10 protein-coding genes and 2 pseudogenes are annotated in these 14,945 nt (G+C 71.7%); 7 read left to right on the plus strand and 5 right to left on the minus strand.

Going from position 1 to position 14,945, the window contains the following annotated elements; genetic code table 11:
• Window positions 1-24: 24 nt before the first annotated feature.
• Complete coding sequence (locus PV419_RS14410; protein ID WP_319688609.1) at window positions 25-1,563, plus strand: ATP-dependent DNA ligase; 1,539 nt, start codon at window positions 25-27, stop codon at window positions 1,561-1,563.
• Window positions 1,564-1,590: 27 nt separating this feature from the next.
• Here the strand turns inward: PV419_RS14410 and PV419_RS14415 are convergent, their stop codons facing one another.
• Window positions 1,591-2,280: a 3,4-dihydroxy-2-butanone-4-phosphate synthase gene (locus tag PV419_RS14415; RefSeq protein ID WP_319688610.1), complete on the minus strand. Its 690-nt coding sequence runs from the start codon at window positions 2,278-2,280 to the stop codon at window positions 1,591-1,593.
• A 175-nt stretch (window positions 2,281-2,455) separates the two neighbouring features.
• On the opposite strand from PV419_RS14415, the gene PV419_RS14420 reads away from it, so the two are divergent.
• Window positions 2,456-3,517 (plus strand): endonuclease/exonuclease/phosphatase family protein, encoded by a 1,062-nt coding sequence (locus tag PV419_RS14420; RefSeq protein WP_415925304.1) that lies wholly within the window; start codon window positions 2,456-2,458, stop codon window positions 3,515-3,517.
• Window positions 3,518-3,546: 29 nt separating this feature from the next.
• Here PV419_RS14420 and PV419_RS14425 read toward each other — a convergent pair whose 3' ends face one another.
• Window positions 3,547-4,596, minus strand: a complete 1,050-nt coding sequence (locus PV419_RS14425) for a LysR family transcriptional regulator (protein ID WP_319688611.1) — start codon at window positions 4,594-4,596, stop codon at window positions 3,547-3,549.
• 260 nt (window positions 4,597-4,856) lie between these two features.
• On the opposite strand from PV419_RS14425, the gene ligD reads away from it, so the two are divergent.
• Window positions 4,857-5,855, plus strand: coding sequence for a non-homologous end-joining DNA ligase (ligD, locus tag PV419_RS14430; RefSeq protein ID WP_319689077.1), 999 nt, complete (start codon window positions 4,857-4,859; stop codon window positions 5,853-5,855).
• A 77-nt stretch (window positions 5,856-5,932) separates the two neighbouring features.
• Here ligD and PV419_RS14435 read toward each other — a convergent pair.
• A pseudogene (locus tag PV419_RS14435) lies at window positions 5,933-8,009 on the minus strand (PhoX family protein).
• A 263-nt stretch (window positions 8,010-8,272) separates the two neighbouring features.
• Between PV419_RS14435 and PV419_RS14440 the strand changes: the two are divergent.
• The 4 genes from PV419_RS14440 (at window position 8,273) to PV419_RS14455 (ending at window position 13,266) form a co-directional block, all read left to right on the plus strand.
• Window positions 8,273-10,162: a VWA domain-containing protein gene (locus PV419_RS14440; RefSeq protein ID WP_319688613.1), complete on the plus strand. Its 1,890-nt coding sequence runs from the start codon at window positions 8,273-8,275 to the stop codon at window positions 10,160-10,162.
• A 207-nt stretch (window positions 10,163-10,369) separates the two neighbouring features.
• Entirely contained in the window at window positions 10,370-12,139 is a 1,770-nt protein-coding gene (gene metG, locus PV419_RS14445; protein ID WP_319688614.1) for a methionine--tRNA ligase, read from the plus strand.
• Window positions 12,140-12,274: 135 nt separating this feature from the next.
• Entirely contained in the window at window positions 12,275-12,691 is a 417-nt protein-coding gene (locus PV419_RS14450; RefSeq protein WP_319688615.1) for a DNA-binding response regulator, read from the plus strand.
• A 101-nt stretch (window positions 12,692-12,792) separates the two neighbouring features.
• Entirely contained in the window at window positions 12,793-13,266 is a 474-nt protein-coding gene (locus PV419_RS14455; RefSeq protein WP_319688617.1) for a carboxymuconolactone decarboxylase family protein, read from the plus strand.
• Between the two features lie 107 nt (window positions 13,267-13,373).
• Here the strand turns inward: PV419_RS14455 and PV419_RS14460 are convergent.
• Together PV419_RS14460 and PV419_RS14465 are read right to left on the minus strand one after the other, a co-directional pair.
• Window positions 13,374-13,787, minus strand: a pseudogene (locus PV419_RS14460) (dioxygenase); the annotation flags it as partial.
• 177 nt (window positions 13,788-13,964) lie between these two features.
• Window positions 13,965-14,834, minus strand: a complete 870-nt coding sequence (locus tag PV419_RS14465) for a hypothetical protein (protein WP_319688618.1) — start codon at window positions 14,832-14,834, stop codon at window positions 13,965-13,967.
• Window positions 14,835-14,945: the final 111 nt, after the last annotated feature.

Raw genomic sequence — 14,945 nt, forward strand, 5'->3', positions numbered from 1 at the left:
CGCGGAAAGGGCGAGGCTGAAGCCATGCTGCTGGCTGAAGTCGCCCGTACCTCCCGCGAGGTCGCGGCCACCGCCGCCCGCTCCGAGAAGATCGCGGCCCTGGCCCGGCTGCTCAGCCGCGTGGAGCCCGCCGAGGCGCCCGTGGTGATCACCTACCTCGCGGGCAGGCTGCCGCAACGCCGCGTCGGAGTGGGCTGGTCCGGTCTGCGGGTACGCCCCGAACCGGCCGCCGGGCCCCGACTCGGGGTGCTCGACGTCCACCAGGCCCTGGACCGCGTCGCGGCCGTCTCCGGCACCGGCGCCACCACCGAACGCAAGCGGCTGGTCACCCGGCTGATGTCCGCCGCCACCGAGGACGAACAGCGCTTTCTGTACGGGCTGATCGGCGGGGAGCTGCGCCAGGGCGCGCTGGACGCGCTCGCCGTCGAGGGGCTGTCGGCGGCGGTCGGCGCGCCCCCCGCCGAGGTGCGCCGCGCGGTGATGCTCGGCGGCTCACTGGGCTCGGTCGCCCAGGCGCTCATCGAGAACGGGCCGCCGGCGCTGTCCGCGTTCGGTCTTGAGGTGGGGCGGCCGGTGCTGCCGATGCTCGCCCACAGCGCGCGGGACCTGGACGAGGCCATGGACCGGCTCGGCCCCTGCGCGGTCGAGGAGAAGCTGGACGGCATCCGGGTGCAGGTGCACCGGGACGGGGAGACCGTACGCGTCTACACCCGCACCCTCGACGAGATCACCGACCGCCTGCCGGAGGTGGTCGCGGCCGCCCGAGAGCTGGCGGTGGAGCGGGCGGTCCTCGACGGCGAGGTGATCGCCCTCGACGCCGAAGGCAGGCCCCGGCCGTTCCAGGAGATCTCCGGCCGGGTCGGCGCACGGCTCGACGTGGCCGGGGCGAGCGCCTCGCTGCCGCTCTACCCCGTCTTCTTCGACCTGCTCGGCGTCGACGACCGGGACCTGCTCGACCTGCCCGCCCGCGACCGCCACGCCGAACTGGCCCGGGTGGCCCCCGCCGCCCGGCGGGTCCGCAGGCTGGTGGCCGAGGAGCCGCGGGACGAGGCGACCCGGCGGGCGGCCCGGGAGTTCGCCGCCGACGTACTGGCCCGCGGGCACGAGGGCGTCATGGCCAAGTCCCTCGACGCCCCGTACAGCGCGGGCCGGCGCGGCGCGTCCTGGCTCAAGGTCAAGCCGGTGCACACGCTCGACCTGGTCGTGCTGGCCGCCGAATGGGGCCACGGCCGCCGCACCGGCAAGCTGTCCAACCTCCACCTGGGCGCCCGCCGCCCGGACGGCACCTTCGCCATGCTCGGCAAGACCTTCAAGGGCCTGACCGACGAACTGCTCGGCTGGCAGACGGAGGCGCTGCTGCGGCTGGCCGTCAGCGACGACGGATGGGTGGTGCGGGTGCGGCCCGAGCTGGTCGTGGAGGTCGCCTTCGACTCGCTGCAGCGGTCCTCCCGCTATCCGGCGGGGGTGACGCTGCGCTTCGCGCGGGTGCTGCGCTACCGCGAGGACAAGCCGGCGGCGGAGGCGGACACGGTCGAGACGGTGCTGGCGCTGCGCGGCGCGTGAACGCCCCAGGGCCTAGCGGCCCATGACCTAGCGGCCCAGATCCAGCGGTGACAGGCCCTTGCGGGCCAGGGCCTTGCGGGCCAGCCGGTACGCCACCAGGTCGGCCACCGAGATCAGCGGCAGCAGCCTGCTGGCCGCGAGCCGGTTGAGGTCCTCATAGCCCGCCGGCTCCCAGTCCGGCGTGACGACCGCGCCGATCGCGGTGACCCCGGAGAGCCCCGCCAGCCGCGACAGGTCGACCGCCGCCTCGGCGTTGCCCTGCCGCTCCATCACCCCGCCGGGCACCGCGCACACCGGGAACACATGCCCCGGGCGCCCCAGCTGCTCGGGGGTGGTGTGGGGATCGGCCAGTGCCTGGACGGTGAGCGCGCGGTCCAGGGCGGACAGGCCCGTGGTGGTGGGTCCCAGCAGATCGACGGGGACGGTGAAGGCGTTGCTGAGCAGCCCGGTGCTCTCCTCCTCCGCCACGATCCGCGGCAGCCGCAGCCGCTCGGCGCGCTCATGGGGCAGGGCCACGCAGACCATGCCGGAGGTGTGGTCCAGCAGCTGCTTGAGCGCACCCTCGTGCGCATGCTCGGCGGCGAGCAGCAGGACGCCCCGGTGCTCCTTGGCCAAGTCGTCGTGGACGAGGACGAAGCCGCCCTCGGCGAACGCGTCGATCGCCTGCTCGACCGCCAGGAGGCGCTCGGGTGCGACCGTCTGCTCAACCACTGCCATGAGGAGGAATTTTGGCACATGCCAGAGGACCTGACGACGTGTCAATGCTCACAAAGTAAGGACCGCCACACCATCAGTGACCTCCGTCCCCTTCCCACAGCCGCGCCACAGGGGTATCCGGGCCCACCCGAGGCGCACGGGAGAATGAGGCTTCTGCCGAATTGAGAGGCCAAGCGTGGAGACCAAAGTCGCGGAGGACCGAGCCGCCGAGCCCGTACCCCCCGTACGCCGCTTGATACGGCTCATACGCCGCTTCGCGCGGCCCCCGCGCGGGCGGGCCCGGCGGGTGGCCGCCTGGTGCGCGGCGCTGCCGCTGGCCGTGGTCAGCTTGGTGCTGGGCTGCCGGGCCGCGGACAGCGACGGGATCACGCCCGTGCCCCAGCTGCTGGCCTTCCTGCCCTGGCTGCTGGTCCCCGCGCTGCTCGGCCTGGGGCTCGCGGTGGCGGCGCGCTGGCCGCTGGGGTGCGCGTGGGCGCTGGCCGCGGCCGCGGTGACCGGCTGGTTCATCCAGCCTTACGACTCCGCTGCCGCCGCCGGCCCGGCGCCCCGGCCGCGCGGCCCGGTGGTGGCGCAGCTGCGCGTGCTGACCGCCAACCTGGAGTTCGGCGGGGCGACGAAGGGGCTCGTCGAGGCGGTACGGCGGGAGGAGCCCGACCTGGTCTCGGTCCAGGAGTGCGACACCCGCTGCGGGGCGGCGCTCGACTCGGCCGCCCTGCGCGAGGCCTACCCGTACCGGAAGGTCGTCACCGTCGCCGGCGACGCCGCACACGGCTCGGCGATCCTCAGCACCCACCCGCTCACCCCCGAGGCCGGGGTGTCCGGCAAGCTGGCGATGCCCGGCGCCGTCATACGGGTCGCCGGGCGGCGGGTCCATGTGCAGGTGGCCCATCCGATGCCGCCGATGCCGGGGCAGCTGGACGTCTGGCGGACCGAGTTGGGGCGGCTGCGCGCGTACGCCGCCGACCGGGGCGGCGCACCCACCCTCATCGCGGGTGACTTCAACGCCACCCAGGACCACGCCGCCTTCCGCTCCCTCCTCGACACCGGGATGCGGGACAGCGCGCGGACGGTCGGCATGTCGCGGACGCCCAGCTGGCCGAGTCTGACGGCCCCGGCACTGGGCGCCCAGATCGACCACGTCCTGGTCAGCGACGCGCTACGGCCCCGCGCGGCCCGCTTCCTGGACCTGCCGGACACCGACCACCGGGCGCTGCTGGTCGACCTGGACCTGCACTGACCCCGCGGCGCGGTCCGCGTCCGGGCGGCTCAGCTCTCGCTCGGGTTGTAGGAGTTGGCCAGCTCGAAGGGGTCCGGCTCCAGGCCCTCCGTCGGCCAGCGCTGCTCCCGCCGCCACTGCTCGTTCTCCAGGGCCAGCGCGTCCCACAGCAGATTGAGCGGATGGCTCGGCTCGTAGTGGGCGCGCTCCCCGTGGCGGGTGAAGGCGCCGAGCAGCACCTCGAGCCGCGGCCCGGTGTCGTTGACCAGCTCGACGGCCCGCATCCCGCGCCCGTACGCGACCCGCGGATCGCCGGCGGCCTCGGCGACGCCCGTGGTGACCAGCATGCAGCCGCGCAGCAGGCCCGAGCGCAGCAGCTCGAAGCCGTAGGTGACGGTGTCGATCTCGGCCGCGATGTGCAGCTTGTTGCGGTAGTCGGCGCCGAACCAGGTGTGCAGCACCCCCGCCATCAGCCCGCTGGCCGAGACGACGAGCGGAAGCGTGCGCAGCTCGCTGCTGGTGACGGTCTCTCCGGGCAGCCGGGAATGCGGCAGGTTCGTCAGCAGCGACACCCCGCTGCGGCGCCACTCCATCACATCGAACGCGTCGAGCTCGTTGTCGCCCTCAGGCCTGGTCACCACGGAGCCGCAGACCAGGTCCACTTCCTTGGCGCGCAGCTTGCCCAGCACGTCACGGGTGCGGACATGCCCGACCTTCAGCTCGATGGCGCGCCGCTCGAACTCCTGGGCCACCCGCTCACCGGCCCCCGCGAGATAGCCGAGGGTGAAGCGCGTGGTGCCCACCATCAGGGTTTTGCCGAGGCGGCGACGGGATTCGTGGATGCCCTCCAGCCAGTCGCCGAGCGTGCCGCGCGCCAATTCGACCAAGGCCTCGCCGGTGCCGGTGAACAGCACGTCCTTGCCGCGCCCTTGCTTGAGGACGAGCGGTTCGCCGCACAGATCCCGGAAGTTGCGGTTCATCGTGTCCAGCTGCTTCTGCACGCTCGACTGTTCCCGGCCGAGCACCCGTGCGGCGCCCAGCGCGGTACCTGTCTCATGGACCACGATCAACGTACGGAGCTGGTCCATCGTGGTGTCCATGAGGGCGAGTGGGCTCTGCAGCAGCCTGCTTCGCCCGTTGGCCGTCGGTGGTCCGAGCGGCCCGGGTGTGGCCATGAAATCCTCTCGCTTCCCAACTCTCCCCGATTTATGGACTCACGAGTTTAGCCCCGGGACGCTTGATCACGGGGCTGTCGTAAGTCGCGCTGGGCTCATTTCGGATAAGCGCGGATTTACCATCCCTATGCGTGTACCGCACCAATCCTGTTTACGCATGGCGGGTGCGGTTACTCGCCGCGGATATGAGCGAGACGAAGACCGGCACCGATACGAAGTCCGGCACGAAGGCCGCGGTCAGGGCCGGGCGGCGCACCGTCCCGATCAGCCGCCCGGAAAAGGTGCTCTTCCCCGACGACGGAATCACCAAGTCCGACCTCGTCGACCACTACCGCGCGGTCTCCCGGCTCATCCTCCCCCAGGTGCGCGGACGCCCCCTGATGATGGAACGCCACCCGGACGGCATCGGCGGCAGCCCGCTCATGCAGAAGAACGCCCCCGACTACTTCCCGGACTGGGTGCGCCGGGCCGTCGTGCCCAAGGAGGACGGGGAGGTCACCCATGTCGTGTGCGACGACGTCGCCACCCTCGTGTACCTGGCCGACCAGGCCTGTCTCACCCCGCACCGCTGGCTCTCCCGCGCGGACCGGCCGCACCATCCCGACCGCCTCGTGCTCGACCTCGACCCGCCCCCGGACGCGGACTTCGAGAAGGTGCGCTGGGCGGCCCGGCGGGTGTGCGGGCTGCTGGGCGAGCTCGGGCTGCCCGGGCTGCTGATGACCACCGGCTCACGCGGGCTGCATGTGGTCGTCCCGCTCGACCGCCGCGCGGACTTCGACTCCGTACGGAACTTCGCGCGGGACGCGGCCGACCTGCTCGCCGCCCGCCACCCCGACCGGCTGACCACCGAGCCCCGCAAGGCCGAGCGGGGCGGCCGCCTCTATCTCGACACCCAGCGCAACGGCTACGCGCAGACCGCGGTGGCCCCGTACGCCGTGCGCGCCCGCCGCGGCGCCCCGGTCGCCGCGCCGATCGCCGCCGAGGAACTGGACGACCCCGAGCTGACGGCCGACCGCTGGACCCTGCGCACCTTCGGCGACCGGCTGGAGCGCGACCCCTGGGCGAAAACCCGTACGAGGGGCCGTTCACTGCTCGTACCGCGGCGGCGATTGGCGGAATTGTCCCGCGAGACGCTTCCGGACGGTGTTTCCCGCCCGAACACAACTGATCTGTCCGCCAGTTGAATTGATCTCGGGCACATCTCGTGAACATCTCGGAGACAATTCCGCCGCGTCGAATTCCGAAGAATTCTCCGGCCGGGTCAGACGCCGATGTTCCCGCCGTCGCGCCGCCACACGCTGATCACGGACGGACGGGTCAGCTTGCCCGGGCCGTCGGGCCAGGTGGACGCCGGCTTCTCCACGCTCGCGCCGTCCACCTCGCCCGGGTGCTGCACCGCCACCAGCACGCGCCGGTCCTGCACGATCGGCCCGCAGGTCTCGGCACCGGTCGGGACGGTCAGGAACTGCTTGACCTCACCGCGCCTGCTGCCGGCCGTCGCCACCCCGAACAGCCCGTCGTGGCTGCCCAGCGCGTTTCCGTCGGTGGAGATCCACAGATTGCCGTGCGCGTCGAAGGTGATGTTGTCCGGGCAGGAGATCGGGGAGACCTGGTCCTTCGGGAAGCCGCCGAAGTACGTGCCCGGGTCCGCCGGGTCGCCGCAGACCAGGAACAGCCGCCAGCCGAACCGGCGGGCCGCCGGGTCGCTCCAGCGCTCGGTCAGCTCCAGGATCTGGCCGTGCTTGTTGCCGTTGCGCGGGTTCGCCTCGTCGGCCGGGGCCTTGCCCGCCTTGCCGCGGTCGCTGTTGTTGGTGAGCGCGACATACACCTTGCCCGTGCGCGGGCTGGGCTCGACGTCCTCGGGGCGGTCCATCTTCGTCGCGCCCACCTTGTCGGCGGCCAGCCGCGTGAAGACGTAGACCTCCTCGGCCGTCATCCCCTCGACGTACGAGGTCGTGCCGCTCGCCAGCGGGATCCACTCGCCCGAGCCGTCGAACTCGCCGTCCTTCGGCAGCTTCCCGGTGCCGTCGATCTCGGCGGCCGGGCTGTCGCCGGTGAACTTGGCGACGTACAGCGTGCCCTCGTCGAGCAGCGTGCGGTTGTGCTCGCGCGCCGCCCGGCTGGTGCCCTTCATCATGCGCTTGGACGAGACGAACTTGTAGAAGTAGTCGAACTTCTCGTCGTCGCCCATGTACAGGACCGGCCGGCCGTCGGCGGTCAGCCGGGGCTCGGCGGCCTCGTGCTTGAACCGGCCCAGCGCGGTCAGCTTGCGCGGGGTCGACTCCGGGTCGTACGGGTCGATCTCGATGACCCAGCCGAAGCGGTTGGTCTCGTTCGGTTCCCGCGCCACGTCGAAGCGCTTGTCGAAACGCTCCCACTTGCGCTCGGTGGCCGCGCCCGCGATGCCATAGCGCTTGAGGCGGGCGGCGGTGGTCGGGTCGGTCACCGAGCCGCCGCCTGCGAAGTACTGGTTGAAGTTCTCCTCACCTGACAGGACCGTGCCCCACGGGGTGATACCGCCACCACAGTTGTTCAGCGTGCCCAGGATCCGCCTGCCGCTCGGGTCCGCCGAGGTCCGCAGCAGCTTGCTGCCCGCGGCCGGACCCGTCACCTCGAACGGCGTCGTCGCGGTGATCCGGCGGTTGAGGCGGTGCCGCGGCACCGCGGTCAGCTTGCCCAGCCTGCGGTCCTCCTCCGTCGCCAGCACGGACAGGCCGTGCGCGGCCCACGCGATCTCGGCCTGCTCACGGGTCGGGTTCGCCGCGTCGTACCCGGCGAACATCAGCACCTCGTCGGTGTACTCGTGGTTGACCACGAGCAACTGGCGGTCGCGCTCATGCGGGATGTCCAGCACGGCCATGTAGTCGTTGTTGTAGCCGAACTGGCCCGCCTGCGCCTGCGCGGACTGGGTCGCCGGATCGAACGCGGGCGCCCCGCGCAGGATCGGGTCGCCCCAGCGGATCACCACATTCTGGTCATGGCCCTGGGCGACCACGACGGCATCGGTGGTGTTGGGCGCGACCGGCGAGAAGCGGAGGCCGCGGGCGGCCTTGCCCGCCCCCTTCTCGGCGACGGTCGCCGCGGCGGCCCCCTCGGCCGCCGCGGCCTCCGGCGCGGCGGCCGACCGCGGTCACCCCGGCCGCGGCCGCGACCGAGACCACCGCGCCGGCGCGCAGCACCGAACGGCGGGACAGCGCACCCGCTATGACATCACCGATGTAGGCGTTGTCGCTGGTGTTCGGCACCTCGTGAAAACAGGCGTCACCACAGCGGTACCGGCAGGTCAGAGCGGAACGACCGCCCGGGTGCGAGCTGATGAGCGGCAGGAGCTTGCGCACGTCTTACCCTCCGTACGGATTGCACGCATGGATTTCGCGAATGAGCCGTCCGGCACGCAACCCGCGCCGACACGGTGTCGTGACCCCATCCGGGGCGAAGCTATGGGCGTAGAGCCGCGGACCGGCGACCGTCGCCTGAATCAGGAGTGAACGGCGGGTAACCGGAATCGGCGGCTGAGTACGGCTGAGCGGCCCGCTAGCCTTTCGGCACCACGGACATGCACCGCCATGCCCCGGACTCGACACGTGATGAGGTATCTCCCATGGCCATACGGGACCTACTGCGCAAAGTTTTCGGACGCTCCCGCACGCCGCGGGTCGACGCTTCGGCTGCGCCGGAGGCGGCAGTTGTCCCGGACGCCCAGGAGCCGCCCGCCCCCGCGCCCGAGCCTGCCCCGGAGCCCGCCCCCGAGCCCAAGCCGGCGTCTGCGGCCCCGGCTCCTGCCTCGTCCACCACCGCGCCGTCCACCGCGACCGCGGAGCAGACGGGCGACGAAGAGGCGGCAGCCCACCACCCCTCTCTGACCGAACCGCTCAAGACCCTGGACGAGATCCTGGAGTCCTCCACCGACGCCGGCGCGCAACCCGCACCGGAGGCAGAGGAGAAGGACCGGGCCGCGAAGTCCGCCGAGGCGAAGCCGGACGCGGAAGCCGCAACTGACCTGGCCGAGCCGGTCGCGACAGCGCCCGACACCAAGGGGACCGCCGCCGAAACGGAACCCACCGGCACGGTGGCCGAAACGGCCGAGCCGAAGCAGAAGGCCGACGACGAGAAAACGGTCGCCCCGGCCGCCGAGGCCGAAACCGCGCCCGCCGCAGCCGAAACGGCCGAGCCCGCCGACGACGACTCGGCCGAGCCGAAGAAGGACGCTGAGGCCGAGAAGACGGCCGGGACCGAGGCTGAAGCCACGGCCGAGCCGGTCACGGCCGAGGTAGCCGAGGCGGCGGCCACCGCCGAAGCGGAGCCGGAGCAGGAAGCGGCCGATACGGCCGAACCCGCCGCCGACGCCGAGGCCACCACCAGCGACGCCCACACTCCGGCCGACCCGACGACGGCCGAGCCCGTAGCGGACCAGGCCACGGCCGACGCCGAGGCGGCTACCGCCGACGACCCCGCGCCGAAGACGGACAGCGACGCTCCGGCAGAGGCAGAGGCAGAGGCAGAGGCAACGGCCGCCGAAACGCAGCCGGAGCAGGAGACCGCCGCCGAGCAGACGGCCGAGACGGAAGCGGAAGCCGCAGCCAAGCCCGCCGACGCCCCCGCCCCGGCCGCCGAGCCGAAGGCCGAGGCCGACGCTGCCACCGAGTCGGCCGAGACCGCGTCCGACGCCGAGCCCACCGCAGCAGCCGCCACGGCCCCGCCGGAGCAGGAGACCGAGGCCGGGAAGCCCGCCACCGATGCGACCGCGACCCCCAAGGCCACCGACGACGGAGGCGCCGCCATCCCCCTCGCCGACGTGGAGACCCGCGCGCCCGGGCTCGTCAGCCTGTACAAGAGCGCCGCAGAGGCCCTGGCGCAGAAGGGGCTCGCGGGGCGCCGGGCGGCCGTGTATCTCGTGTTGGACCGGTCGGGTTCGATGCGGAACTACTACAAGGACGGCACCGTCCAGCACCTCGCCGAGCAGGCCCTCGCCCTCTCCGCGAACCTCGACGACGACGGCACCGTCCCGGTCGTGTTCTTCTCCACCGACGTCGACGGCACCGCCGACGTCGAGCTGGCGAACTACAGCGGCCGCATCGAGGAGCTCCACTCCTCGCTCGGCCACATGGGGCGCACCAACTACCAACACGCGATCAAGGCGGTCATCGACCACTACCAGGCGTCCGGCGCCACCGACCCCGCGTTCGTGATCTTCCAGACGGACGGCGCGCCCACCAGCAAGGCCGCCGCCGAGAAGGCGCTGTGCGAGGCGGCGCGGCTGCCGATCTTCTGGCAGTTCATCGGGTTCGGGGACCCGGAGGCGAAGGGGTTCGACTTCCTCCGCAAACTGGACGTTCTGTCGGTGCCGGACAAGCGGGTGGTGGACAACGCGGGGTTCTTCCACGCGGGCCAGGACCCGCGCGCGCTGGCGGACGCGGAGCTGTACGGGCAGCTGATGGTGGAGTTCCCGGAGTGGCTGCGGGAGGCGCGTGAGGCGGGCGTGCTGAGCTGATCGGGGGCTCGTTCCGGGGCCGGGATCCGGCCCCGGAACGGGCAGCGACGACGCGGGGGCCACCCGCGCGGCACGAAAATCGCCGCGCGGGTGGCCCCCGTCGCTCGGATACGATAATGACGACTCACAGAGCAGCTCGGCACATAGCTCACAGAGCGCTCACAGAGCGACATGTCACCCACTGCATCGACCCGGGAGCAGCCCGCGATGGCTCGACACCTCATCACCAGCGCCCTTCCCTACATCAACGGGATCAAGCACCTGGGCAACATGGTGGGGTCCATGCTCCCGGCCGACGTCTACGCCCGCTATATGCGCCAGCGAGGCCACGACGTCCTGTACATCTGCGCCACGGACGAGCACGGCACCCCCGCCGAGCTGGCCGCCAAGGAGGCGGGCCTGCCGGTGGACGAGTTCTGCGCGCAGCAGCACGACGCGCAGAAGGCGGTCTACGACGGCTTCGGTCTGGCCTTCGACTACTTCGGCCGCAGCTCCTCGCCGGAGAACGTGGAGATCACCCAGACCATCGCGCGCGAGCTGAAGGCCAATGGCTTCATCGAGGAGCGCGCGATCCGCCAGGTGTACTCGAACGCCGACGACCGCTTCCTCCCCGACCGCTACATCGAGGGCACCTGCCCGCACTGCGGGTACGACAAGGCGCGCGGCGACCAGTGCGAGAACTGCACCCGCGTGCTGGACCCGACGGACCTGATCGATGCGCGCTCGGCGATCAGCGGCAGCAGCGATCTCGAGATCCGCGAGACCAAGCACCTGTTCCTGCTCCAGTCGAAGCTGGCGGGGGAGGTCGCGGCGTGGGTGGACGAGCACGGCAAGGACTGGCCGACGCTCGCGTCCTCGATCGCCCGCAAGTGGCTGAATGAGGGGCTGCAGGACCGCGCGATCACCCGTGACCTGGACTGGGGCGTGCCGGTGCCGGCCGACACCTGGCCGGACCTCGCCGCCGAGGGCAAGGTCTTCTACGTGTGGTTCGACGCCCCGATCGAGTACATCGGCGCGACGAAGGAGTGGTCGGACCAGGACCCGGCGAACCGCGACTGGAAGTCGTGGTGGTACGAAGCGGACCAGACGGTCCGCTACACCGAGTTCATGGCCAAGGACAACGTCCCGTTCCACACGGTGATGTTCCCGGCGACGCTGCTGGGCACGCGCGACGCGTGGAAGAAGGTCGACTACGTCAAGGCGTTCAACTGGCTGACGTACTACGGCGGCAAGTTCTCGACCTCCCAGAAGCGCGGGGTGTTCACCGACGCCGCGCTGGAGCTGCTGCCCGCCGACTACTGGCGCTACTTCCTGATGGCGAACGCCCCGGAGTCGGACGACACGTCCTTCACCTGGGAGCACTTCGCGGCCACGGTCAACAAGGACCTGGCGGACACCCTCGGCAACTTCGTCAACCGCGTGCTGTCGTTCTCCCGCAAGCGGTTCGGCGACGAGGTCCCGGCCGGAAAGGCCGCCGGGGAGGCCGAGGCGCGCCTCGGGGAGGAGATCGCGCGGCTGCTCGCGGAGTACGAGGAGCACATGGAGACGCTGCAGTTCCGCAAGGCCGCGGCCGCGCTGCGCGCCCTGTGGAGCGCGGGCAACTCCTACCTGGAGGAGAAGGCTCCCTGGCTGGAGATCAAGACCGACCAGGAGGGCGCGGCCCTCACGCTCCGTACGGCGATGAACCTCATCCACCTGTACGCGGTCGTCTCGGAGCCGTTCATCCCGGCCTCCGCGCGGGCCATGCGGTCGGCGTTCTCGCTGGCGGACGACGCGGCGCAGTGGGTGGGCCAGGAGGAGGCCAAGGCGCTCGCCTTCGTCCCGGCCGGTACGGCCTTCACCGTGCCGCCGGTGCTCTTCGCGAAGATCACCGAGGAGGACCTGGAGTCCTACCGGGAGCGCTTCGGCGGTGCGCCGGAGCAGGCCGACGGCGGGGTGGCAGCGGAGGTTGCGACCGAGGGGAAGCCCGTCGAGTAGCGGCAAGAGAGTGCGGCGCGAAGGGGTGGCGGGCCGGGCCCGCCACCCCTTCGCGCCGTTGATCGCTCGACAACCGTTCGTTTAGCGCGTTCGACCAATCTGTGGAGTCCATTCATAGGGAGGTCGAGGAGCGCAGTGCCCGACGCACCACGTGTCACGGTGACGGTCCACGGCCCCGACCCGCTCTCGCGGGCCGGGGTCGTGCGTCATCTGCGGCAGGAGCCCACCGTCGAACTGATCGACCGTCCGCGTCCGTTCAGCGATGAGCCGCGCGGCACCGTGGCCGTCATGCTCGCCGAGCGCCTGGACGCCCGCGCGGGCGCCGAGCTGCGCCGCTTGGTGCGGGGCGGCGAGCAGCGGGTGGTGCTGATCACGGGGGAGCTGCGCGAGACGGAGCTGATGACGGTCGTGGAGTACGGCGTACGGGCCGTGCTGTGGCAGCACCGGGCCACGCCGAGACGCCTGCTGCGCGCGGTGCACCGGGCCGCTCGCGCGGAGCGGACGGACCCGTGCGGTGTGGACCGGCGGCTGACCGAGCACTTCGTGTACTAGCGGTGAGACGCAGATCACATCCACATGGTCATCCGGCTGTCACATCCCGCCGGGCCGTTCCGTCAGTGCTGTGTAACCGTCGAAACGGCAAGGAGATCACCATGGACGCCCGGATCAACCTCTACGCCAACCCCGTCGCCGCCAAGTTCGCGAAGTACCTCAACTCGGCGGGCAAGGCCGTCTCGGACTCGACGCTGCCGGCCTCGACGCAGGAACTGGTGAAGATCCGCGCCAGCCAGATCAACGGCTGTGGATTCTGCACCGATATGCACACCAAGGACGCCACGCACGCCGGGGAGACCTCGCTACGCCTCAACCTGATCGCGGCCTGGAGGGAGGCCAAGGTCTTCACCGAGGCCGAGCGGGCCGCCCTGGAACTGACCGAACAGGGCACCCGCATCGCCGACGCGGCCGGCGGCGTCACCGACGAGGCCTGGGCGAACGCCGCCAAGCACTATGACGAGGACCAGCTGGCCGCCCTGGTGTCCCTCATCGCCCTGATCAACACCTACAACCGGATGAACGTCATCATCCAGCAGCCCGCCGGCGACTACCAGCCGGGCCAGTTCGGCTGACCACGGGCCCCGGGCCCGAAGGAAGACCGCCCGCCACGCCCGAGCCGCATCGCGCGCTGTCCGGCTCGCCCCTCGCACCGGAGCCGGACAGCGCAAGAGCAGCGAACGGTGGGCGGGGTCCCGGTGGGCGGGGTCCCGCCACCTCCGCCGGTGCTGGAACTCTCGTAGCCGGAGTAGAGCCCCAGGGCGTCGCAGTGCCAGACGTCGACCGCCGCCTTCCGCAGCGGTGTGCACGTCTCGGAGTCGATCACCTTGAGCCGGAGGGTCATGGGGATGCCCTCCTTGCCCTCGGTGATGTCCTTGCGGATCTTGTCCGCGTCGATGTAATACGGGCCTTCGGTGGTCTCCGAGGTGAGCCGGTAGCAGACCTCCCCGGATGTGGCCGTCGAGGTCGCGGAGGGAGAGGCGGAGCCGGAGGTCGCGGAGGTCTCGCTCGCCGACGCGCCGGCGGCGAGCGCCGCCCCGATGCCAGTCGCCGCGACCGCCGCGCCACCCGCGACGATCACCCGGCGTCTGCTCATGTCGCGCTTGTGCGCGGGGCCCGTATGCCGGGCGCCGTCGTTGCGGGCTTCGTTCCGGGCTTCGTTCCGGGCTTCGCTGAAGTCCTCAGTCATGGCAGGCGACGCTAGAAGCGCAACGTGGCAGGGACATCTCAGGAAGCTGTGAAACCCGTGTGGCCCCGGAAAGGACGCCCTCGGTCAGCGGGCCAGCGAGGCCGCGTCGCCCATCACCACGGCGGGGTGCCGCTCCGGGTCCAGGAGGAGCAGCAGCTTCTTCATGTGCTTCTTGGAGATGCTGACGCAGCCCTGCGTGGGCCCGCCGTGGTCCACATGGAACCAGATGCCGCCGCCCCGCTTCTGACCCAGCGGCCTGGTCCAGTCGTGCGGGGAGGTGCCCGCCTTGCGGTTGTAGTTGATGGCCACGACGTAGTCGAAGGACCCGGCGAGCGGCTCGCCCTCGAAGCCGGTGCCGTTGATGGTGAAGCCGCTGGACTGGTCGTACGACAGCCGGGTGCCGGGGTTCGGGAGGCGGCCGCCCGCGTCGGTGAGGGAGAAGACGCCGATCGGGGAGCGGAGATCGCCCACGATGTGGTGGTCGGTCCAGCCCTTGCGGGCGTTGTGCGCGTCCCAGGTGGCGACGGCCCGCCAGTCGGCGCCCGCGGCCATGTCCGGGTCGCCGCCGGGGTTGCGCCGCTGGTAGAACACCACGGTCGAGCGGGAGGAGTCGCGGCCCTCGCCGGTCACGACCACCACTTGGCGGGCGTTGTCGGGCACCTGGGCGAGAGTACGGGGGCCGAGCCCGGGCAGATCGTTCCGCAGCGCGGCGGGGGCGGGCCGCTGGGCCGTGGCGGCGGGTCCGGGTGCCGCACTCCGCTTCCCGGCAGCACCGTCGGCAGCAGCGCCGGCTCTGGGCTCGGCACCGCCGGACGGGGTGCCCGCCGACGCCCCGCAACCGGCGAGCGCGGTGATGGCGAGGGCCGCCGACACGAGGGCCGCGGCCCCGCGGGCCGGGCGGCGGCGCGGCCCGGCCCCGGTCCGTACCGCCCGCTCCACCCATGCGGCGGACATCGTTACGACACTCAGATTGTCATTCACATTCAGGGAACCGGTTGGGACGGGCACCTGGTTGCCCCGCGTTCCGCCGGAAGCGGAAAGCGGGGTCCAGACGGGGTACAGATC

The organism is Streptomyces sp. ME19-01-6 (assembly GCF_033793745.1).
Classification (GTDB): Bacteria; Actinomycetota; Actinomycetes; order Streptomycetales; family Streptomycetaceae; genus Streptomyces.

Bases quoted from the DNA above. Each gene is read 5' to 3' on its own strand.
- PV419_RS14410 (WP_319688609.1), top strand. From the start codon at position 25: ATGCTGCTGGCTGAAGTCGCCCGTACCTCCCGCGAGGTCGCGGCCACC.
- PV419_RS14415 (WP_319688610.1), bottom strand. From the start codon at position 2,280: ATGGCAGTGGTTGAGCAGACGGTCGCACCCGAGCGCCTCCTGGCGGTC.
- PV419_RS14425 (WP_319688611.1), bottom strand. From the start codon at position 4,596: ATGGACACCACGATGGACCAGCTCCGTACGTTGATCGTGGTCCATGAG.
- ligD (WP_319689077.1), top strand. From the start codon at position 4,857: ATGAGCGAGACGAAGACCGGCACCGATACGAAGTCCGGCACGAAGGCC.
- PV419_RS14440 (WP_319688613.1), top strand. From the start codon at position 8,273: ATGGCCATACGGGACCTACTGCGCAAAGTTTTCGGACGCTCCCGCACG.
- metG (WP_319688614.1), top strand. From the start codon at position 10,370: ATGGCTCGACACCTCATCACCAGCGCCCTTCCCTACATCAACGGGATC.
- PV419_RS14455 (WP_319688617.1), top strand. From the start codon at position 12,793: ATGGACGCCCGGATCAACCTCTACGCCAACCCCGTCGCCGCCAAGTTC.
- PV419_RS14465 (WP_319688618.1), bottom strand. From the start codon at position 14,834: ATGTCCGCCGCATGGGTGGAGCGGGCGGTACGGACCGGGGCCGGGCCG.